Origin of the sequence: Aeromonas sp. R2-4 (assembly GCF_040908365.1) — a bacterium.
GTDB lineage: Bacteria > Pseudomonadota > Gammaproteobacteria > Enterobacterales > Aeromonadaceae > Aeromonas > Aeromonas veronii.
On record NZ_JBFODO010000007.1, the window covers coordinates 128,204 to 148,981 of the forward strand.

Below are 20,778 nucleotides of genomic sequence, written 5' to 3' on the forward strand. Positions count from 1 at the left end.
CTGTGGCAGACTTCACATTTTCAATCGTTACCGGTAACATGTTACCGGTAACGTGTTAGATTAGAACCCATCAACAGCTGGTTTTTTGAAAAGTGGGACAGAGGTCAAATTATGGCGGGTAAGTGCATTATCGTGATGGGTGTGTGTGGTAGCGGCAAATCCAGCGTGGGTCTGAAAGTGGCCGAAGCGCTGGGCGCCAAGTTCATTGATGGTGATGACCTGCACCCCAAGGCCAACATCCAGAAGATGGCTGGCGGCAACCCCCTCAACGATGAGGATCGTGCCCCCTGGCTGGAGCGGATCCGCGACGCCGCCTACAGTCTCGAGCAGAAGAACGAGACCGGCATCATTGTCTGTTCCGCCCTCAAAAAGAAGTACCGCGACCAGATCCGCGAAGGCAACGAGTCGGTCAGCTTCATCTTCCTCGATGGCAGCCAGCCGCTGATCCTCGAGCGGATGCGTGCCCGCAAGGGCCACTTCATGCGTGAAAGCATGGTACAAAGTCAGTTCGATACGCTGGAGCGCCCGGATGGCGAAGCCGGTGTATTCCACATTGATATAGACGGCACCTTCGAACAGGTGGTTGACCGCGCCGTCACAGCATTGGAGCAAGCCCAATGATTCATCAGGTAATTTCCGACGTCACCGCCCGCATCCGCGAGCGCAGTGTCGCCCGTCGTCAGGCATTTCTGGCTCGCATCCAGCGCCAGGCAGATCAGGGCAAGACCCGCGCCGCGCTGGCCTGCGGCAACCTGGCCCACGCCGTGGCCGCCTGCAGCAGTGACGAGAAGGGTCGCATTCTCGATATGACCCGCGCCAACGTCGGCATCGTCACCGCCTACAACGACATGCTGAGCGCCCATCAGCCCTATCAGGGCTATCCGGATCAGATCAAGGCGGTACTGGCCGAGCTGGGCCACAGCGCCCAGGTCGCTGGCGGTGTGCCCGCCATGTGCGACGGCGTGACTCAGGGGCAGCCGGGGATGGACATGTCCCTCTTCTCCCGCGACCTGATCGCCCAGGCGACCGCGCTGTCGCTCTCTCACAACACCTTTGATGCCACCCTGCTGCTCGGTATCTGCGACAAGATAGCTCCGGGCCAGATCATGGGGGCCCTCTCCCACGCTCACCTGCCGACTGCATTTGTTCCTGCTGGCCCGATGGCGAGCGGCATCAGCAACGACGAGAAGGTGAAGGTGCGTCAGAAGTACGCCGCCGGTGAAGTGGGTCGTGATGCTCTGCTGGAGATGGAGTGCGGCGCCTACCACGCGGCAGGCACCTGCACCTTCTACGGCACCGCCAACACCAACCAGCTGGTGTTCGAGGCCATGGGCCTGATGCTGCCGGGCTCCGCCTTTGTGCATCCCCATAGCGAGCTGCGCCGAGCCCTGACCGCCGAGGCGGCTCGCCGTATCAGCGCCATGATCCCGGGATCTCCGGCCTATCGCCCCCTGAGCGAGGTGCTGGATGAGCGCTCGCTGGTCAACGGTCTGGTGGCCCTGCTCGCCTCCGGCGGCAGCACCAACCACAGCATCCACATGGTGGCGCTGGCCCGCGCCGCCGGTCTGGTACTGACCTGGGATGACATCAGCGATCTCTCCGACGTGGTGCCGCTGCTGGTTCGCATGTACCCGAACGGCCCGGCCGACGTCAATGCCTTCGAACAGGCAGGCGGCGTGCCCGGCCTGATGCGCCGTCTGGCCGAAGAGGGGCTGATCCATATGGATGCCACTCCGGTCTTTGGCGAGATGCAGGATTACCTCAGTCGTCCGGCACTGGTCGATGGCCAGCTGGTATGGCAGCCGGTGGGCGAGAGCGGCGATGCGAGCGTGCTTTCACCTTCCGGCAGCGTATTCCAGGTCACCGGCGGTACCAAGCTGCTGGCGGGCAATCTGGGCCGCGCCGTGGTCAAGGTCTCCGCCGTGGCTCCCGAGTATCGGGTGATTGAAGCCCCGGCGCGGGTCTTCTCCTCCCAACATGCGGTGGAAGCGGCCTACAAGGCGGGCGATCTCAATCAGGACGCCGTGATCGTGGTGCGCCACAATGGCCCGGCCGCCAACGGCATGCCGGAGCTGCACAAGCTGATGCCGGTGCTCGGCAACCTGCAGAAGGCGGGTTACAAGGTGGCGCTGGTCACCGATGGCCGCCTCTCCGGTGCCTCCGGCAAGATCCCGGCCGCCATCCACGTCACCCCGGAAGCGCTGCACGGCGGGGCCATTGGCCTGCTGGCCGATGGCGACCTGCTGCGGGTTGACGCGGTAAACGGCAGCCTCGACTGTCTTACCGATTTGAGTGGCCGTACCCAGGCCGAGATTGACCTCACTCTGGAACAAGAGGGGTGGGGCCGTGAACTGTTCAGCGTGATGCGTCGCGCGGTATCGAGCGCCGAGTGTGGCGCTACCATCTTTGACTAAGGAAGAGCTATGCAGAACTGGAAAGTGACCCCGGCCGAGGTGTTTGCCGCCTCCCCGCTGGTACCCGTGATGGTTATCAACGAGCTGGATCAGGCCCTGCCGATGGCCAAGGCGCTGCTCGACGGCGGCATCTCTGTCTTCGAAATCACCTTGCGCACCCCGGTGGCGCTCGATGCCATCGCCCTCATCGCCAAGGCGATGCCGGATGCCATGGTCGGTGCCGGTACCGTGCTCAACTGCGAGCAGTTTGACGCCGCCGTCGCTGCCGGTGCCCGCTTCGTCATCTCCCCGGGGATGACCCCGGCCCTGCTGGCCCACGCGGCCAAGAGCACTGCACCGCTGATCCCGGGCGTCGCTACCCCGTCTGAAGTGATGCAGGCGCTGGAAGCGGGTTATGACCATCTGAAGTTCTTCCCGGCCGAAGCGAACGGCGGCACCAAGGCGCTCTCCGCCATTGCCGCGCCGCTGCCCCAGGTGAAGTTCTGCCCGACCGGCGGTATCGGCCCGAAAAACGTGGCCGACTATCTGGCGCTCAAATGCGTGGCCACTGTCGGCGGCTCCTGGATGCTGCCGGCCGATGCGGTCAAGAGCGGCAACTGGGAAGAGGTGACTCGCCTCTCCCGCGAAGCGGTTGAGTTGGTAAAACGCTAAGCCTCAGTTGTGCCGAAAACCAAACAGGCCACCCTCGGGTGGCCTGTTTGCTATCAGCGTGACTTAAGTGGGTGAGGGAAGGGATTACCCCAGACTCTCCCCGACATAGAGGGAGAAGCCGATATCTTTGCGGGTATCGGGTTGGGATTGGCCGTTGAGACGCGCCAGCAGCATGGTGGCCGCCTCCCGACCGATCGCTTCCCGCGGGGTGGCGATACTGGCCAGTTTGGGGGTCATGGCGTGGCCGATGTCGAGGGCGTTGCAACCGGCGATGGCGATCTGCTGGGGAACCGGGATCCACTTGGCCTGACACTGCAGCAAGGCGCCCACCGCCAGGTCATCGTTGGTGCAGAACAGGCCGTCGAGGTCGGGATAGCGCACCAGCGCCTGATCCAGCAGCTCGCCCCCCAGAGTGAAGCTGGAAGATTGTTCGGTCAGCAGATGCTGGCCGGTGAGGCCGAAGTCGGTCATCGCCTGATAGTAACCCTCCATCCGCAGCTGGGTACGCACGTCGAGCCGCGCCCCCAGATAGACCACCTTGCGTCGGCCCCGGTGCAGCATCTCTGTTACCATGGCCCGGGCGGCGGCTCTATGATCCATGCCGACCACCATATCGATGGGGGTTTGCGGCAGATCCATGGTCTCCACCACCGGAATGCCGGCGGTGGCGATCATCTTGCGGGTGCGCTCGGTGTGCTGGCTGTCGGAGAGGATCAGCCCATCCACGTGATAGGAGAGCAGGGACGCGACTTGCTCCTCCTCCCGCTCCGGGCTGTAGCCGTAGTGGGCCAGCAGGGTCTGGTAACCGGCCGGTCGGGTCACCGACTCGATGCCATGGATCACCGCCGAGAAGACCTGGTTGGAGAGGGAGGGGATCAGGATGCCGATCGCCTTGCTGGTCGCGTTGGAGAGAATATCCGGCGCCCGATTGGGGATATAACCCAGCTCTTCCACTACAGCTGCGATCCGCTCGCGGGTCCCCTCCGCCACGGTCTGCGGGTCGCGCAGATAGCGGCTGACAGTCATCTTGGTCACGCCGGTCTGGTCGGCGATATCTTGCAGGGTGGGGCGGCGCTTGCGGGTGGGGCTCATAGGGGTGTCCAGCGTGGATGTTACATGTAACATTACCGTTTTTGGCGGATAAAGTCAGCATATGAAGCCGTTTTTGCAGGAGTTTTCCGATGATCAGAGGCAAGCAGTTCGTGGATGTCCGGTTCGAGCAACAGGATGTGGAGGGGGAGCAGTTCTCGGAGTGCCGCTTTATCGGCTGTAATTTCTCTTGGCTGGATTTGAGCGATAGCCGCTTCATCGACTGCAGCTTCTACGATCGGGAGAGTGAACGGGGCTGCCTGTTGCAGGGTTGCGAACTGCGCGAGGCCAGCTTCCTGCGCTGCGATCTCACCATGGCCGATTGCAGCCGCAGCCAGTGTCTGGGGTTGGAGATGCGCGACTGTCAGGCGGTCGGCATCAACTTCGGCCATGCTAGCTTCGCCAACCAGATTACCGCCAAAAGCTACTTCTGCGAGGCCCATCTGACCGGCAACAACTTCAGCTACGCCAGCTTCGAGGGTTGCCTGCTGGAGAAGTGCGAGCTGACCGGCAACCGTTGGCAGGGGGCCAACCTGTTTGGTGCCTCGCTGGCGGGTTCCGATCTCAGCGGCTCCGAGTTTGGCCAGATTGACTGGACCAGCTTCAAGCTGCAGGGCTGCGATCTGCGCCAGTGCGACCTGCCGGGGCTGGATCTGCGGCGGGTCGATCTGCAAGGGGTGCAAATTAACGAGGATCAGCAGCAGGTATTGCTGGAGGAGATCGGTCTGGTTGTCTTCCCCTGAGCCGAGCGAAAAATTAGGTAATTTTTCATCAAATGGGGCCGACAGTGGGGAGGGCGCTCCTGAAACGACAAAAGCCTGCGTGAGGCAGGCTTTTGCTAGTGAGCGTGTTATGGCTTGTCGGCCGTGTTGACTCAACCCTTGGCCAGCCATTTGGTCGGGTTGATGGCCTCTCCCTGATAGCGAATTTCGAAGTAGAGGCCAGGTCTGTCCTGACCGCCGCTGTCACCGACCAGTGCCACCGGCTCACCCTGTTCCACATTCTGGCCAACCTGACGCAGCAGCGACTGATTGTGACCGTAGAGGCTCATATAGCCTTTACCGTGGTCGATCACCAGCAGCATACCGAAGCCGTCGAGCCAGTCGGCGTAGACCACTTGTCCCGGTGCAACCGCCTTGACCTGGGTACCTTCGCTGGCGCCGATCAGGGTGCCTTTCCACTTGAGCTGGGCGGTGCGGGGCGAGCCATAGGAGATGAGGATCGGTCCCTGCACCGGCCAGCGCAGGCTGCCATTGGTCTTGAGGCCGCTATAGTGGCCAGCACTGCTGATGCCCGAGCCGCGCTCCGGTTTGCTGCTGGCTACCTCTTCGGCAGGTTCTGCCGGTTTGACGGTTTTATTCTGCTGGGTGGCGAGTCGTTGTTGCTCGGCGCGGCGCTGTTCAGCCAGCTTGCGCTGACGCTCCTGCTCCGCTTTCAGCTTGGCCAGCCGTTCCCGCTCGGCCCGTTCACGGCGCTCCTGCTCTTCACGCTTGCGACGCAGCTCTTCCAGCCGGGCTTTCAGCGCCTTCTCCGCCTTGACCAGCTTGGTGAGCTTCTGCTCGTCATCCTGTACCGACTGCTGCAACTGGTTGCGCACCTTGGCCCGGCTCTGCTGGCTGGCCAGCAGGGTCTGGTGATGCTCCTGCTGTTCGGCAAGCAGGGTTTGCAGTCTGGTTTCGGTCTCTTTGGTGGCCTGCTGGTTTTTCGCCAGCTTGTCACGGGTGGCGCGCAGGGCGTCGATGGCCTCGATGCGGGCCTTATTGAGGTAGTCGTAGTAGTCGAGGGAGCGGCTCAGTTTGGCCGGATCCTGCTGATTGAGCAGCAGTTTGAGGTAGTCGTGGTTGCCCGCCTGAAAGGCGCTCTCCGCCTGTTTGGCCAGCAACTGCTTTTGATGTTTGGCTTGAACTTCCAGCGCCAGCTTGTCTTTTTGCAGGGTCGCCAGCGTCTGCTGGTTCTGCTTCAACTGCTGCCTGGTCTGGTTGAGTTTGGCGGCGGCGGCCGAGATGGCCTGCTCGTCAGCCTTGAGCTGGGTATTGAGCTTGGCAAGCTCCTGCTTGCTGAGCTTGATGGTCTTCTGTTGCTCTTTGATCTGGGACTGCATGGTTCCCAGCTGCTGATTGGCGGCCAAAGCCGGTTTGCTGGCGCCAAACGACAGGCAAAAAAACAGCGCGCCGGCCAACAGGCCGACGCGACTGGTTTTCTGTGAAATAACTTCGCATCCCCGCATGGGGAAGGATTATTTCAGAATCATCAGGGGCTTGCCAGTCATTTCCGGCGGTACCGGCAGACCCATCAGGGTCAGCATGGTGGGGGCCAGATCGGACAGTTTGCCACCTTCAACTACCTCGGCTTTGCGACCGAAATAGATGAGCGGAACCGGCAGATTGGTGTGGGCGGTGTGGGCCTGACCAGTCTCTTCGTCCAGCATCTTCTCGGCGTTGCCGTGGTCGGCAGTGATCAGGCACTCGCCACCCACTTCGGCCAGGGCGTCGGTGACGCGACCGATGCAGTGGTCAACGGCTTCACACGCTTTGACGGCGGCATCGAACACACCGGTGTGACCAACCATGTCGCCATTCGGGTAGTTACAGATGATGACGTCGTACTTGCCGCTCTTGATGGCCGCAACCAGCTTGTCGGTCAGCTCTTCGGAGCTCATCTCCGGCTGCAGGTCATAGGTCGCCACTTTCGGGCTGGCCACGATCTCGCGATCTTCGCCGGTGAAGCAGGACTCTTCGCCACCGTTGAAGAAGAAGGTGACGTGAGCATACTTCTCGGTTTCGGAGATGCGCAGCTGGGTCTTGCCCTGCTTGGCCAGCCACTCACCCAGGGTGTTGACCAGAGCGGTCGGCGGGTAGGCACAGGCAGTTTTGATGTCGGCCGCGTATTCGGTCAGCATCACGAAGTTCAGCTTCGGCTCGACTGCACGGGCGAAGCCGGTGAAGTCGGTGTCAACGAAGGCGCGGGTGATTTCACGGGCACGGTCGGCACGGAAGTTCATGAAAATCAGCGCATCACCATCTTCCATCGGGGCAGCTTCGCCGATGCGGGTGGCTTTGACGAATTCGTCGTTCTCATCGCGAGCATAGGCGGCAGCCAGCGCTTCGGTGGCGCTCTCGGCGGTGAACTCGCCCTTGCCCTGGGTCATCAGGTCATAGGCTTGCTGCACGCGATCCCAGCGGTTGTCACGGTCCATGGCGAAGTAACGGCCGATCATGGAGGCGAAACGACCCTTGCCGAGCTTGGCGAACAGGGCATCGAACAGCTCGATGGAGGACTGGGCGGAGCGCGGCGGAACGTCGCGGCCATCCAGGAAGGCGTGCAGGTAGATCTTCTCGGCGCCACGCTTGGCTGCCATTTCGATCATGCCCATGATGTGCTCTTCGTGGCTGTGTACGCCACCCGGGGACATCAGGCCCATGATGTGAACTGCTTTGCCGTTGGTCACGGCAGCGTCAACAGCCTTGGCCAGCTCGACGTTCTGGAAGAATTCACCGTCCTGGATGTCTTTGGAGATGCGGGTCAGCTCCTGATAGACGATGCGACCGGCACCGATGTTGACGTGACCCACTTCAGAGTTCCCCATCTGGCCATCCGGCAGACCGACGTCCAGACCGGAACCGGAGATCAGGGTACTGGTGTAGTCACGGGCCAGACGATCGAGGTTGGGAGTCTTGGCGGCAGCGACGGCGTTGTGCTCTTGCTTGGTGCTGTAGCCCCAACCGTCCATGATGACCAGAACCAAAGGTTTCTTAGCTGTTGACATAAGACTATGTCCTCTCGGATTGGAAAAAATGCGGGAAATGAAACTAGCGTAATATTACTACATCTGCCGAAATAGTCACCTGATAGCCAAGGGGCGCTCCCGCGGCCCCGCAAGCCATGCCCTTCCTGCCATGCTCGCTGCCCAATGATGATGGGAGCCTGCTCGCGCTTTGCCGCCAAGATGGCTGATCTTATCAATACCCCCATGTATACTCGGGCCCTTGTCTTGGTCCCTGGATAGTAGAAGATGCAAGAGTATTTGGATTTTGCGGCCCGTAACCCGCTGCTGACCGCAGCCTGGTTGGGTCTGGCTGGCACCCTGGTTTACACCACTGTGCGTGCCCGTTTGTCCCCGGTAAAAACCGTCAACAATCACACCGCGACCCTGCTGATCAACCGCGAGAATGCCACCGTGGTGGATATTCGCAGTCAGGAAGAGTACGCCAAGGGCCATCTGGCCGGTGCCCAGCACCTGCCGCTGACCCAGATCCAGAGCAATAATCTGGGCCCGGTTGAAAAGCATAAAGATGCCCCCATCATAGTGGTGTGCGAGTCGGGAATGACTGCGGGCGGCGCGGGCCGCCAGCTGAGCAAAGCTGGCTTCAAGCAGGTTTACGTGCTCGGCGGTGGCATGGCCCAATGGCGTGCAGAAAATCTGCCGGTAACCAAGAAACGCTGATTTAAGCAGGGCCTGAGCCCACTTATCCATATAACAAGGAATCAAACGAAATGGCTGACGAGATCAACAACCAGGAAGTACAACCGGAATTCCACATCCAGCGTGTTTACACCAAGGATGTCTCTTTCGAAGCGCCGAACACCCCGCACATCTTCCAGAAAGAGTGGCAGCCGGACGTCAAGCTGGATATGGATACCAAGACCAACATCCTGGCTGAGAACGTGTACGAGGTTGTCCTGACCCTGACCGTAACCTGCAAACTGGAAACCGAAACTGCCTTCCTGTGCGAAGTACAGCAAGCCGGTATCTTCACCATCGGTAACCTGCCGGAGCCGCAACTGGCTCACTGCCTGGCTGCCTTCTGCCCGAACATCCTGTTCCCATATGCCCGCGAAGCCGTGGCCAACATGGTGAGCAAGGGTTCCTTCCCGCAGCTGAACCTGGCACCGGTCAACTTCGATGCCCTGTTTGCCCAGCACATGGCGCAAGCACAGGCCCAGCAGGCGACTGCGGAAGCCTGATAATGGCTGACCAGATCGCTATCTCGGTCTTGGGGGCGGGGTCTTATGGCTCCGCCCTTGCCATTTCTCTGGCGCGCAACGGTCATCCGACCCTGCTGTGGGGTCACGACCCTGCTCATGTCGCCGAGCTGGAACAAGACCGCTGCAACAAGGCTTTTCTGCCTGATGTCCCTTTTCCTGCCGATCTGCAGCTAACTGCGGATCTGCAACGTGCGGTACAGGCTGCCCCCGTGCTGCTGCTGGTCGTGCCGAGCCATGTATTTGGCGATGTGCTGACCCGGATCAAGCCCTTCTTGCGCCCCGATACCCGTATCGCCTGGGCCACCAAGGGTCTGGAGCCGGACAGTGGCCGTCTGCTGCAGGATGTGGCTCGTGAAGTGCTGGGTGACGAGATGCCGCTGGCGGTCATCTCCGGCCCCACCTTCGCCAAGGAGCTGGCTGCTGGTCTGCCGACCGCCATCTCGGTCGCTTCGACCCACGACGAGTTCGCCGACGATCTCTCCCATCTGCTGCACTGTGGCCGCTCGTTCCGGGTCTATACCAATCCGGACTTCGTCGGTCTGCAGCTGGGTGGGGCGGTGAAGAACGTCATCGCCATCGGTGCCGGTCTCTCCGACGGGCTCGGGTTTGGCGCCAATGCCAGAACCGCGCTCATCACCCGGGGTCTGGTGGAGATGCAGCGTCTGGGTGCGGCGCTGGGTGCCGATGCCAAAACCTTTATGGGGATGGCGGGGCTCGGGGATCTGGTGCTCACCTGTACCGACAACCAGTCGCGCAACCGTCGCTTCGGACTGGCCCTCGGGGCTGGCAAGGATGTGAACACCGCCATGACCGAGATCGGTCAGGTGGTGGAGGGGTATCGCAACACCAAAGAGGTGCATCTGCTGGCGGCCCGCTGCGGCGTCGAGATGCCCATCTGCGAACAGATCTTCAAGGTGCTCTACGAGGGTAAGAACCCGAAAGAGGCGGCCATCGCCCTGCTGTCGCGAGACAAGAAGGACGAGTAATCTGCCAATTGCTCATGCAAAAGGCCCCGCCAGATGGCGGGGCCTTTTCTTTGCTGCAAGGGCAACAAATCAATAGTAGGAGTGGTCGCCGCGCTGGTGCTCGGTGGCATCTTTCACGCCGTTGAGCTCACCCGGGAACTTCTCCAGCAGCTGCTTCTCGATCCCCTCTTTCAGGGTGTAATCGACCATGGAGCAACCGTTGCAACCACCGCCAAACTGCAGGATGGCCAGTTTGTCTTCAGTCAGCTCGACCAGGGTGACCTTGCCACCGTGACCGGCCAGCATGGGGTTCACTTCGGACATCAACACGTACTCGATGCGCTCGATCAGCGGCGCGTCATCGGCCACTTTACGCATCTTGGCGTTCGGTGCTTTCAGAGTGAGCTGGGAGCCCATCTGATCGGTCACGAAATCGATGGTGGCATCCACCAGGAAGGGGGCGCTCAGGGGATCGACCATGCAGTCGAAGCCGCTGAAGGGCAGGTGTTGATCTTCCGGGTCCACGGCATCGGGCGGGCAATACGATACGCCACACTCGGCATTCTGGGTTCCCGGATTGACCACAAACACCCGGATATTGGTGCCATCAGGCTGTTTTTCCAGCAGTTTACGGAAATGGGCCTGGGCGGCGTCGGAAATGCTGATCATCACTATCCTCATAAACCTGAGTGTACGACTAGGGTATTCATAATAACGCGGTTATTAATGCTTGGGTAGCATGCCGATGGCTACTTGCTGTGCCGGAGGGTACGACAGATTGCCCACACTTCTACCTTTGTGATGCCGCTCTCATGGAGCAAACGACTGAGCTGACCGGCGGTGGCGCCGGTGGTCACGACGTCGTCGAGCAGGGCGACATGGCGATAGTGATGGGGGTGGATCTGGAATGCCCCGCGCAGATTGCGCCGCCGTTGCCCGGCGCTGAGGGTTGTTTGCTGCGGGGTCGCCTTGATGCGCTGCAGCAGGGTGCTGTCGCAGGGAATGCCGGTGAGCTCGCCAAGGGTGTGCGCGATCTCCTCCGCCTGATTGAAACCGCGCCGCCACTGCCGCCACCAGTGCAGGGGAACCGGAATGATTGCCTCCGGCGGATCGCTGCCATCCAGATGATCGGCCAAGAGGCGTGCCAGTAGCGGCGCCAGCAGGATCTGGCCGGAATATTTGAGCCGGGGGATCAGCATGGGGTAGGGGGCTTGGTAGTCGCCGATCACCTGCAACCGCTCCCAGGGGGGAGGTCTGCGCTGGCAGCGGCCGCAGACCGGTATGATCTCTTCTATATAGTCTGCCAACGGCGCGGCGCAGAGGCGGCATCTTGGCTGCGACTGGTGCAGCGCCTGCCGACACCAGCTACAGAGCAGGGGCTCGTTGTCGCAAGGCTGATGGCAGAGCAGGCAGCTCCCTTGCCAGTCGCCATGGCTGCCGAGCAGCGGGCTTGCTTTAGCGAGCAGTCGCTTTAACATGCTGACCCCAAGAGCATGAACAGGGATCTTGAGTCTAGATGAGCATATCGGTAGAGCAGTTTGGCCAGGGGCCCGATCTGGTGCTGTTGCACGGTTGGGGGATGAATGGTGCGGTCTGGCATGGTATTGCCCAGCAGTTGGCGCCCCACTATCGGGTTCATCTGGTGGACTTGCCCGGTTTTGGCAACAGCCCGCTGGCAGACGAGGTGGATTACAGCCTGCCCTGGCTTGCCGAACAGGTGGCTACCATCTTGCCGCAGAAGTGCCATCTGCTTGGCTGGTCCCTCGGTGGTCTGGTGGCAAGCCAGCTGGCACTGACTCATTCCGAGCGTCTGCACTCCCTGATCACGGTAGCCAGTTCCCCTTGCTTTATGGCGCGGGACGAGTGGCCCGGAATTGCCCCCAAAGTGCTGACCGGCTTCAACCAGATGCTGGCGGGGGATTTTCGCCAGACCATAGAGCGCTTTCTGGCGATCCAGGCGATGGGCAGCGAGCATGCTCGGGACGATATCCGCCAGTTGCGCCACTGGCTGGCCGAGCGCCCGGCGCCCCAGTTTGCCGCACTCGAGGCCGGGCTGACGCTGTTGGCCGAGATTGACCTGCGCGAACCGCTGCGGGAGCTGGATCTGCCCTGGTTGCGGATCTATGGCCGACTGGATTCATTGGTACCCAAGGCGGCCATTCCCCTGCTGGACGATCTCTACCTTGCCAGCCGCAGCGTGACCCTTAATAAGGCCTCACACGCACCTTTTATCTCCCACCCTGACGAATTCATTGAAATCGTTCGAGATTTTGTTGGCTAAAAAACAGCCTGTAAGCTTCATTAATCCTCTGGTCTGGCGGATAATTAAGCTGTGACCAGAGGAGTAACACCATGCGTATTGATTCTGCTTTCAACAGCGGGGTACAGGGATTTCAGCGAGCCGAGCAGATTGCCGACAAGGCATCCAATCAGATCGCCCGCCTCAACACCCCCAACGGGGATCAGGTGCAAGTGACCGATGAGCTCGTCAATCTCAAGGTTGCCGAGCAGCAGGCTGGCGCTTCAGCCAAGGTAGTGCAGACCGCCAGCGAGATGATGGGAACCCTGATCGACATCCGGGTGTGAGATGAACATCAATGTCAGTCTGCCCCCCCTTATCCCGACACAGCTGCAACCCCAGGTGGAAGCGGCGAGGACGGATAATCGCCGGGCAGAACTGATCCCGCAGGCCCGTGCGGGCCAAGCCTCCGTTGCCGAATCTGAAGTCGGCTCCCAGAAAGAGAAATCCAAAGCCGGTCAGGCCTCCAGCAATCAGAGCTCCCAGAACAGCCGTGAAACCGGGCAATTAGCCCCGACGACACTGCCAGACAATCGCTTTGTCGAGGCAACCGGTGAGGATGGGCAGCGCAAGCAGCAAGATCCCAAACAACAGGAGCAGCAACAGCGGCAAGAGCAGCAGGTTCAGGATCTTGTCGAGCGTGACAAGGAGGTGCGCACTCACGAGCAGGCGCACCAGTCTGCGGGTGGAGAGTACGCCAGCTCACCCACCTATCAGTTTACGCAAGGGCCGGATGGCAAGCGTTATGCGACGGGTGGCGAAGTCCAGATCGATACCAGTGTCGTACCCGGTGACCCTGCCGCCACCATCGCCAAGATGCAGCAGATCCGCTCTGCAGCGCTGGCGCCTGCCGAGCCTTCCGCGCAAGATCTGGCCGTCGCGCGCAGCGCCGCCGCGAGTGAGGCCAAGGCGCGCAAAGAGCTGATGGCCGAGCAGAGCGCGAAATCGGGCGGTGTGCTGAGTGCCTATATGGACAAACGCAACAGTGTCATCGCGGGCCACTATCGACAGGCTGTCAGCCCGGCCTCTACCCAGTCCCTCAGTCTGCATATCTGAATCACCCTCGCCAAACTTTCAGCAGCTTTGCCTGTTTTGCAACTAACCTGAAGATCAGGCCCATTCCAATTTCACAGGAGCTGTCATGCATTTCGATGAAGTCAAAGCGGAAGATTTCACCACCTTCTCTCGTGTGCCGCCCCCCCACCTGCAGATGGAGCAATTTCTGATGCAGCTCGGAGGAGGAGGAACTGAAGGAACCAGTTTCAAGAAGAAAGTGATGCTGGCGGCTGGCTGGAGTCACACCGGCGTCGTCTCTTACGGAAAATATCCACAAGAGGCCTGCAAGGCATTCAACCGACTTCGGGAGGTGCTAGCCCAGCATGGAGAGCCCGAGAGTATACTTGCTGCCCTGACGCAGTGATCCTGAGCTTCGCGTGTAAAAAAGCCCCTTGTGGGGCTTTTTGCATTCAGAGGACTTCTGGAAGGTTTCGCTACTTTTTCGCTTTGGAGAGCGCTGCCGCGAAGGCGTTGCCCATGGCACCACCCATAGGGGGGCTTTGGCGCGGCTCATTTTTTGGTTTGGTGTTGCCAGCACTGCTGTTGCGCGCTTCAGCCGGCTTGCGGGCAGCTTGTCCTGCTTTCTCGTCGAGGCGCATGGTCAGGCTGATCCGCTTGCGCGGGGCGTCCACCTCCAGCACCTTGACCCGCACAATATCGCCCGCCTTGACCACCTCGCGGGGATCCTTGACGAAACGGTCGGTCAGGGAGGAGATGTGCACCAGACCGTCCTGATGAACACCGATATCGATGAAGGCGCCGAAGTTGGTGACGTTGGTGACCACCCCTTCCAGTACCATCTCTGGCACCAGGTCGCTGATCTGCTCCACCCCTTCCTTGAAGGTCGCGGTTTTGAACTCGGGGCGCGGGTCGCGGCCCGGCTTGTCCAGCTCGCCGATGATGTCGGTGACGGTAGGTACGCCAAATTGTTCATCGGTGTAATCGGCCGGTTTCAGGCTGCGCAGCAGGCTGCTGTTGCCGAGCAGGCTTTCCACGGTCTGCTCCAGCTTGGCGAGGATCCGCTCCACCACCGGATAGGACTCCGGGTGCACCGCCGAGCTGTCGAGGGGATTGCTGCCGCCGCGAATGCGCAGGAAGCCGGCGCACTGCTCGAAGGCTTTGGGGCCGAGTCGGCTGACTTTCAGCAACTGCTGACGGCTCTTGAAAGCGCCGTGCTCATCCCGATAGGCGACGATGTTCTGGGCCAACGTCTGGGAGAGGCCGGAAACTCGGTTGAGCAGGGCGACCGAGGCGGTGTTCACATCGACCCCGACCGCGTTCACGCAATCCTCAACCACGGCATCCAGCCGGCGGGCCAGCTGGCTCTGGCCGACGTCGTGCTGATACTGACCGACCCCGATGCTCTTGGGGTCGATTTTGACCAGTTCGGCCAACGGGTCTTGCAGGCGGCGGGCGATGGAGACGGCGCCACGGATCGAGACGTCGAGATCCGGGAACTCCTGGGAGGCGAGTTCGGAGGCGGAGTAGACCGAGGCTCCTGCTTCGCTCACCACTATCTTCTGCGCCTTGGCGGCGGGGAAGCGCTCGAACAGGTCGCTCACCAGCCGGTCGGTCTCCCGCGAGGCGGTGCCGTTGCCGATGCTGATGAGCTCGACCTTGTGTTTCTGGCACAGCTCGCTCAGGGTCTTGAGGCTCTGATCAATCTGGCGTTTTGGTTCGAACGGATAGATGGTGGCGTGATCGACCAGTTTGCCGGTGGCATCCACCACGGCAACCTTGACCCCGGTACGGATGCCCGGATCCAGCCCCATGGTGCAGCGCATGCCCGCCGGGGCCGCCATCAGCAGATCCTTGAGGTTCATGGCGAACACCTTGATCGCTTCCTCCTCTGCCGATTCGCGGATACGGCCGATCAGCTCGGTCTCCATCTGAAGCGACAACTTGATCTTCCAAGTCCAGCTCACCACCCCTTGCAGCCATTTGTCGGCCGGGCGGTTCTGCAGATTGAGCTTGAGGTGGTGGGCAATGATCCCTTCACAGGGGCTGGCACTCTCATCGTCACCGGTTACCAGAGCCAGATTGAGGATCCCTTCATTGCGGCCGCGCAGCATGGCCAGCACCCGGTGGGAGGGGGCCTTGTGCAGGGGTTCGTCGTGTTCGAAATAGTCCTTGAACTTGGCCCCTTCCTGCTCCTTGCCTGCCACCACGCGGGCGCGCAGGGTGGCATTTTGCCGCAGGTAGTCGCGCAGCTTCTCCAGCAGGTCGGCCTGCTCGGCGAAGCGCTCCATCAGGATATAGCGGGCGCCGTCGAGGGCCGCCTTGCTGTCGGCAATGCCCTGTTCGGGATTAAGGACGATGGCTGCAGCTTGCTCGGGATCCTGCATCGGGTCGCTGAGCAGCAGGTTGGCAAGCGGCTCCAACCCGGCTTCGATCGCCATCTGCCCCTTGGTGCGGCGCTTGGGCTTGTAGGGGAGGTAGAGGTCTTCCAGTCGGGTCTTGCTGTCGGCGCCATTCAATTCGCGGGCCAGCTCGGGGGTCAGTTTGCCCTGCTCTTCGATGGAGCGAATGATCACCTGACGGCGATCTTCCAGTTCACGCAGATAGCCGAGGCGGCTCTCCAGAGTACGTAGTTGGCTGTCGTCCAGACCGCCGGTCACCTCTTTACGGTAACGGGCGATAAAGGGCACGGTCGAGCCTTCATCCAGCAGGCGCACTGCGGCCTGCACCTGCTCCGGGCGAGCATTGAGCTCACCGGCAATCTGTCTCTCTATGGTTTGCATCATGATGTTGTTGAGGGCCTCTGTGGTCGAGTCCGCGCCATCAGGCGCCAAGTGTGAGCACTATATGGGGTCGTGTTGCGGGATGCCACCCTGCGCCGGGGTCTGCACCAGTCAGACTGATAAAGTCGCAGGGGAGGGCGTTTATCTTGCCATTGCACCTGTGACTCAGGATGTGCCTGTGGCAAGCAGCTCGCCAGCAGTCCGGCTATTTGGGGTAGCTGATCTCGTTGATATACCAGCAGACGTCACCAACTGGCGTACGGACGATGGCCTCATCACCGACCTCTTTCTTGAGCAGGGCGCGGGCCATGGGGGAGTCGATGGAGATGTAATCCTTGCGCTCGAAGATCTCGTCATAGCCGACGATGCGAAAGCGCTTGGTCTCGCCCTCTTCGTTTTCCACCTCGACCCAGGCGCCGAAGAAGACCTTGCCCTCCTGCGCGGGGGCATAGTCGACGATCCCCAGCTCTTCGAGGCACTTGCGCAGGTAACGCACCCGCCGATCGATCTCCCGCAGCCGCTTCTTGTTGTACTGGTAGTCGGCATTTTCGCTGCGATCCCCCAGACTGGCGGCCCATGCCACCTTCCTGGTGACCTCGGGGCGCTCCTGACGCCAGAGGAAATCGAGCTCTTCTTTCAGCTTGTTATAGCCTTCGCGGGTGATCAGCTTTGTCTTCATGATGATGCGGACCTGGTCAAAAAGGGGTATTCATCGCTAACTGCTCGGGAATATTAGCTTTTGTCCTCTTGCTGTCGAGGGAAATCGTGATGGCTCGGCTGGCGCCATTCAGGGAGTAGCTGGCCTGCGCAGTGACTTGATGGTCGTCACGCTCTCGGGATGGGTAATAACCGGTAACATATTTGTGCTTTGCTCCCGCTATATCCCCCCCTAGTATTGGGGGCAGCTAAAGAATGAAGAGGCAAAGCAATGAGTCAGCAGCAATACAAGGTCCTGGTCGTGGACGATGACCTGAAATTACGTTCCCTGTTGGAGCGCTATCTCACCGAGCAGGGATTCGTAGTACGCGGCGTGGCCAATGGCGAGCAGGCCGATCGCTTGCTGACTCGTGAAAACTTCAGCCTGATGGTGCTCGACCTGATGTTGCCGGGGGAAGATGGACTCTCCATCTGCCGCCGTCTGCGGGAAGCGGGCAACCAGATCCCGGTGTTGATGCTCACCGCCAAGGGGGATGAAGTGGATCGCATCGTCGGGCTCGAGATGGGGGCCGATGACTATCTGCCCAAGCCGTTCAATCCCCGCGAACTGCTGGCGCGGATCCGTGCCGTGCTGCGCCGCCATACCGTCGAGCTGCCGGGGGCCCCCTCGGCTGCAGAGAAGGTGGTCAACTTCGGTGCTTTTCAGCTCAATCTGGCGACCCGCGAGCTGAGCCGGGATGGCGAGCCTATGGCGCTCACCAGTGGTGAATTTGCGGTGCTCAAGGTGCTGGTCAGCCATCCGCGTGAACCGCTCTCCCGCGACAAGCTGATGAATCTGGCCCGTGGCCGCGAATACACCGCCACCGAGCGCAGCATCGACGTGCAGGTCTCTCGTCTGCGCCGCCTGCTGGAGCAGGATCCGGCCCAGCCCCGCTACCTGCAGACCGTGTGGGGTCTGGGGTATGTGTTCGTGCCAGATGGTGACGGTGCATGAAAAAAGTCGGCAGCATGTTCTCACGCATGCTCTGGTTTCTGGCCGCCGTTTTGGTGGTCTATCAAGCGGTTTCCTACGTCACCTTCTACAACTATCTGCTGGCGCCCACCGTCAAGCAGATCAGTCACTTGCTGGCCAATCAGGTCAAGCTGATCTTTCCGGTCAACACTGAACAACTGGCGCTGAGTGAAGATGCCGAGGCGCTGGTCTATGTGACGACCGGTACCGACATCTATACCCAGAGCGAGGCGGTGCAGCATGGCTTCAACGATGCCAAGCCGTACCCCTATCTGGAGGAGAACATCAGTCGCGAACTGGGTGGCCCGGCCAAGGTGCGGGTCGAGATCCAGGATCACTACATCATCTGGATCCAGCCGCCCCAGGCCAGCAAAATCTGGGTGCGGATCCCGCTGACCGAGATCGAAGATGACGATATCGAACCCCTCATCATCTATCTGAGCGTGCTGCTGGTGATCACCCTGTTTGCGGCCTGGCGCTTTGCCCGGCAGCTGGTGCGCCCACTCGAGGATCTCGAGGCAGGTGCAGTTGCGGTGGCCAGAGGCCATTTCCCCGAGGCGCTGGGGGAGTTGGGCTCAAGGGAGGTGCGGCGGCTGACCCGCACCTTCAACCATATGTCGCACTCCATCAAGAGCCTGATCGAAGAGCGTAACCTGATGATGGCGGGGGTCTCCCACGATCTGCGTACCCCGCTGACCCGCATCCGGCTGGCCACCGAGATGATGTCCTCCGGTGACGAGTACCTCAAGGAGAGCATCAACGCTGACATCGATGAGTCCAATGCCATCATCGATCAGTTCATCGATTACATCCGCCCGGATGAAGGGCAGGATCTGGAGCCGATCGACCTGACCCAGCTGGTGCACGATACCTTGCTGATCTACTCGGAGCAGGGGCTGGAGGTCGATCTGGCGCTGCCGCAAGAGGCGGTGCGGGTGGCCTGCAATCCGGTCAGTATCCGGCGGGTGTTGAACAACCTCTCAAGCAACTCGCAGCGTTATGGGGCGAGCCGCTTGCATGCCGAGCTCAAGGACGACGGGCACTGGGTGCGCTTGCGCCTCTCCGATGATGGCCCCGGCATTCCGGAGCAGGACTATTCCCGGGTGCTCAAGCCGTTTACTCAGGGGAATGTGGCGCGGACCGTCGGCGGTAGTGGGCTGGGGTTGGCCATCGTGGCCAAGATAGTCGCCCAGCACCACGGCACTATCCGGCTGGGAAGCTCGGATCTCGGCGGCTTGCTGGTCGAGATGCGGCTGCCGAAACATCAGCCACAGGAGTGGATGGATTGAGAGAAGGGCGTATCTGGGATACGCCCTTCTGCATGGTCAGATCTTGGTTTCGACTGATGCTCGATAGCGTTTGCCGTACTTGAGCTGCTGGATCAGCAGGGCGGCAACGATGAGCGCCAACCCGATGGGGGTGGCCGGATGGATGGCTTCGCCGATCAACAGGTTGAGCAGCACCAGTGAGGCAAACGGCGAGATGAAAATGAGGTTGCTGATGGGGGCCGTGTTGGTGGCATGGCGCAGCGCCATCAGCCAGAGCACGAAACCGAAACCCATTTCGAACAGTCCCACATAGATGGCACCAGCCCATCCCTGCCAGGCGGTCATGGCAAAATCGGAGAGCAACCAGGTCGCCACAACGATAAAAGGCAGGCTGATCATAAAGCCAAGCAACAGGCTGACGATGTGATCCCCCTGATTGCGGGTGTTGAGGATCCAGTAGCTGGCCCAGATGAGGGTCGAGACCAGCGCCAGCGTCACGCCGAGGGGGCTGTCGAACTGGAGGCCGAATACATCCCCTCTGGTGGCGATCACCAGTGCGCCAAAATACCCCAACAGGATGGCGACGCCATCACGCCGACGCAGCTTCTGGCCGAGGAAGGGGACGGCCAGCAGACTGAGAGTGATAGCCCAGGTGTAGTTGAGGGTCTGTGCCTGCTGGGCAGGCAGCAGGTCATAGGCCTTGAATAGCAACAGGTAATAAAGAAAGGGGTTCAGCACGCCCAGAGCCAGGTAGTAGAAAGGGCGGGCCTTGATGTAGCTTCCCAGCAGCGGCAGTTTGCCCTGTTTGGCGACGATGGCTGTCAGCGTAAGAGTCGAGGTGAAGGCGGCCACAAGCAACAGTTGCACAGGTTCGAAATAGGCGAGGGAGATCTTGAAGGCTGTGGCGACCGTCGACCAGAGGGCAACGGCGCAAAGGCCATACTGATAGGCTTTCTTTTGATCTTTGAGCATGGGATGTCGTTCCACTGACAGAGGCAAGCGCACAGTCTACCAGTCTGCTTGTAACATTGTCGTTACCTGGGTGTTGGCACAGAGTGCGTTGCCGCAAGCGAGATCCATCTGTCACATAAAACTGCGCATAATCTGTTCGCTATCCCTTGCGCAAATTTGAAAAATCCGTATAATCCCCTCCGCTTACCCATGAGGTAAGCCAGACGATATGTCTGCTGCTGAGCTTCCTGTTTACAGGAGCCAGCCATACAGTCCTCCCGATATGGGGGGAAACGTGAAAAATCACACCTCTGGCGGGAGAAATCTCGGTCGGGCGGTGTTGATTTATGTTCTTTTATCTATTGGAGCTCTGTCAATGCAGAACCAAAGAATCCGTATCCGCCTGAAGGCTTTTGATCATCGCCTGATTGATCAATCCACTGCGGAAATCGTTGAAACTGCTAAGCGCACTGGCGCGCAGGTTCGCGGTCCTATTCCGCTGCCGACTCGCAAAGAGCGCTTCACCGTCCTGATCTCCCCGCACGTCAACAAAGATGCGCGTGATCAGTACGAGATCCGCACTCACAAGCGTCTGGTAGACATCGTTGAGCCGACTGACAAGACCGTAGACGCCCTGATGCGTCTGGATCTGGCAGCTGGTGTAGACGTCCAGATCAGCCTGGGTTAAT

22 protein-coding genes are annotated in these 20,778 nt (G+C 60.5%); 14 read left to right on the forward strand and 8 right to left on the reverse strand.

The annotated features are described in order from the left end of the window. The first annotated feature begins 111 nt into the window (after positions 1–111). Genes AB5Z05_RS03625 through AB5Z05_RS03635 form a run of 3 tightly spaced genes read left to right on the forward strand, consistent with a single transcriptional unit; the run spans position 112 to position 3,065 of the window. Entirely contained in the window at positions 112–621 is a 510-nt protein-coding gene (locus tag AB5Z05_RS03625) for a gluconokinase (protein ID WP_005340649.1), read from the forward strand. After that, positions 618–2,414: a phosphogluconate dehydratase gene (gene edd, locus AB5Z05_RS03630; protein WP_266134971.1), complete on the forward strand. Its 1,797-nt coding sequence runs from the start codon at positions 618–620 to the stop codon at positions 2,412–2,414. Before AB5Z05_RS03625 ends, edd begins: the two co-directional genes overlap by 4 nt. A 9-nt stretch (positions 2,415–2,423) precedes the next feature. Further along, on the forward strand, positions 2,424–3,065 hold the full coding sequence (locus tag AB5Z05_RS03635; protein ID WP_005342660.1) for a bifunctional 4-hydroxy-2-oxoglutarate aldolase/2-dehydro-3-deoxy-phosphogluconate aldolase: 642 nt from the start codon (positions 2,424–2,426) through the stop codon (positions 3,063–3,065). Between the two features lie 84 nt (positions 3,066–3,149). Here the strand turns inward: AB5Z05_RS03635 and AB5Z05_RS03640 are convergent, their stop codons facing one another. Then, positions 3,150–4,157 (reverse strand): substrate-binding domain-containing protein, encoded by a 1,008-nt coding sequence (locus tag AB5Z05_RS03640; RefSeq protein ID WP_005355407.1) that lies wholly within the window; start codon positions 4,155–4,157, stop codon positions 3,150–3,152. Positions 4,158–4,246: 89 nt separating this feature from the next. Between AB5Z05_RS03640 and AB5Z05_RS03645 the strand changes: the two genes are divergently transcribed. After that, a complete protein-coding gene (locus AB5Z05_RS03645; RefSeq protein ID WP_368150120.1) occupies positions 4,247–4,897 on the forward strand; it encodes a Qnr family pentapeptide repeat protein in 651 nt (216 codons plus the stop codon). Between the two features lie 131 nt (positions 4,898–5,028). On the opposite strand, the gene envC is transcribed toward AB5Z05_RS03645, so the two are convergent. Beyond that, the gene (gene envC, locus AB5Z05_RS03650; RefSeq protein WP_368150121.1) at positions 5,029–6,381 is read right to left on the reverse strand and encodes a murein hydrolase activator EnvC; all 1,353 of its coding nucleotides are present in this window, start codon (positions 6,379–6,381) and stop codon (positions 5,029–5,031) included. Positions 6,382–6,390: 9 nt separating this feature from the next. Beyond that, positions 6,391–7,920 carry a 2,3-bisphosphoglycerate-independent phosphoglycerate mutase gene (gene gpmM, locus AB5Z05_RS03655; RefSeq protein ID WP_005356867.1) on the reverse strand — a complete coding sequence of 510 codons (1,530 nt, stop codon included), beginning with the start codon at positions 7,918–7,920 and terminating at the stop codon, positions 6,391–6,393. Positions 7,921–8,166: 246 nt separating this feature from the next. Here gpmM and AB5Z05_RS03660 point away from each other — a divergent pair, with 246 nt between their 5' ends. Genes AB5Z05_RS03660 through gpsA form a run of 3 tightly spaced genes read left to right on the forward strand, consistent with a single transcriptional unit; the run spans position 8,167 to position 10,126 of the window. Further along, positions 8,167–8,598 (forward strand): rhodanese-like domain-containing protein, encoded by a 432-nt coding sequence (locus AB5Z05_RS03660; RefSeq protein WP_005340640.1) that lies wholly within the window; start codon positions 8,167–8,169, stop codon positions 8,596–8,598. Between the two features lie 50 nt (positions 8,599–8,648). Next, positions 8,649–9,119: a protein-export chaperone SecB gene (secB, locus tag AB5Z05_RS03665; protein WP_005340639.1), complete on the forward strand. Its 471-nt coding sequence runs from the start codon at positions 8,649–8,651 to the stop codon at positions 9,117–9,119. 2 nt (positions 9,120–9,121) lie between these two features. Next, positions 9,122–10,126 carry an NAD(P)H-dependent glycerol-3-phosphate dehydrogenase gene (gene gpsA / locus AB5Z05_RS03670; RefSeq protein ID WP_019445045.1) on the forward strand — a complete coding sequence of 335 codons (1,005 nt, stop codon included), beginning with the start codon at positions 9,122–9,124 and terminating at the stop codon, positions 10,124–10,126. Positions 10,127–10,195: 69 nt separating this feature from the next. Here the strand turns inward: gpsA and nfuA are convergent, their stop codons facing one another. Together nfuA and AB5Z05_RS03680 are read right to left on the reverse strand one after the other, a co-directional pair. Then, positions 10,196–10,774 carry a Fe-S biogenesis protein NfuA gene (gene nfuA, locus AB5Z05_RS03675; protein ID WP_005340636.1) on the reverse strand — a complete coding sequence of 193 codons (579 nt, stop codon included), beginning with the start codon at positions 10,772–10,774 and terminating at the stop codon, positions 10,196–10,198. Between the two features lie 80 nt (positions 10,775–10,854). Then, positions 10,855–11,583, reverse strand: coding sequence for a ComF family protein (locus AB5Z05_RS03680; protein ID WP_368150122.1), 729 nt, complete (start codon positions 11,581–11,583; stop codon positions 10,855–10,857). A 38-nt stretch (positions 11,584–11,621) separates the two neighbouring features. Here AB5Z05_RS03680 and bioH point away from each other — a divergent pair, with 38 nt between their 5' ends. The 4 genes from bioH to AB5Z05_RS03700 all read left to right on the forward strand — a co-directional run bounded on the left by bioH (position 11,622) and on the right by AB5Z05_RS03700 (position 13,824). After that, on the forward strand, positions 11,622–12,386 hold the full coding sequence (bioH, locus tag AB5Z05_RS03685) for a pimeloyl-ACP methyl ester esterase BioH (protein WP_368150123.1): 765 nt from the start codon (positions 11,622–11,624) through the stop codon (positions 12,384–12,386). Between the two features lie 71 nt (positions 12,387–12,457). After that, positions 12,458–12,691: a flagellar basal body rod C-terminal domain-containing protein gene (locus AB5Z05_RS03690; protein WP_368150124.1), complete on the forward strand. Its 234-nt coding sequence runs from the start codon at positions 12,458–12,460 to the stop codon at positions 12,689–12,691. A 1-nt stretch (position 12,692) separates the two neighbouring features. Then, complete coding sequence (locus AB5Z05_RS03695; RefSeq protein ID WP_123172164.1) at positions 12,693–13,460, forward strand: putative metalloprotease CJM1_0395 family protein; 768 nt, start codon at positions 12,693–12,695, stop codon at positions 13,458–13,460. Between the two features lie 85 nt (positions 13,461–13,545). Continuing rightward, complete coding sequence (locus AB5Z05_RS03700; RefSeq protein ID WP_005355353.1) at positions 13,546–13,824, forward strand: hypothetical protein; 279 nt, start codon at positions 13,546–13,548, stop codon at positions 13,822–13,824. Between the two features lie 70 nt (positions 13,825–13,894). On the opposite strand, the gene AB5Z05_RS03705 is transcribed toward AB5Z05_RS03700, so the two are convergent. Then, on the reverse strand, positions 13,895–16,204 hold the full coding sequence (locus tag AB5Z05_RS03705) for a Tex family protein (protein ID WP_368150125.1): 2,310 nt from the start codon (positions 16,202–16,204) through the stop codon (positions 13,895–13,897). 202 nt (positions 16,205–16,406) lie between these two features. Then, positions 16,407–16,880 carry a transcription elongation factor GreB gene (gene greB, locus AB5Z05_RS03710; RefSeq protein WP_005355349.1) on the reverse strand — a complete coding sequence of 158 codons (474 nt, stop codon included), beginning with the start codon at positions 16,878–16,880 and terminating at the stop codon, positions 16,407–16,409. 249 nt (positions 16,881–17,129) lie between these two features. Here greB and ompR point away from each other — a divergent pair, with 249 nt between their 5' ends. Beyond that, entirely contained in the window at positions 17,130–17,852 is a 723-nt protein-coding gene (ompR, locus tag AB5Z05_RS03715; protein WP_005340625.1) for a two-component system response regulator OmpR, read from the forward strand. Continuing rightward, positions 17,849–19,159 (forward strand): two-component system sensor histidine kinase EnvZ, encoded by a 1,311-nt coding sequence (gene envZ, locus AB5Z05_RS03720; protein ID WP_005340624.1) that lies wholly within the window; start codon positions 17,849–17,851, stop codon positions 19,157–19,159. The genes ompR and envZ overlap by 4 nt, the downstream gene beginning before the upstream one ends. A gap of 36 nt (positions 19,160–19,195) precedes the next feature. Here the strand turns inward: envZ and AB5Z05_RS03725 are convergent, their stop codons facing one another. After that, a complete protein-coding gene (locus AB5Z05_RS03725; RefSeq protein WP_368150126.1) occupies positions 19,196–20,110 on the reverse strand; it encodes a DMT family transporter in 915 nt (304 codons plus the stop codon). Between the two features lie 355 nt (positions 20,111–20,465). Between AB5Z05_RS03725 and rpsJ the strand changes: the two genes are divergently transcribed. After that, the gene (gene rpsJ / locus AB5Z05_RS03730; protein WP_005307944.1) at positions 20,466–20,777 is read left to right on the forward strand and encodes a 30S ribosomal protein S10; all 312 of its coding nucleotides are present in this window, start codon (positions 20,466–20,468) and stop codon (positions 20,775–20,777) included. The last annotated feature ends 1 nt before the right edge of the window (position 20,778 follow it).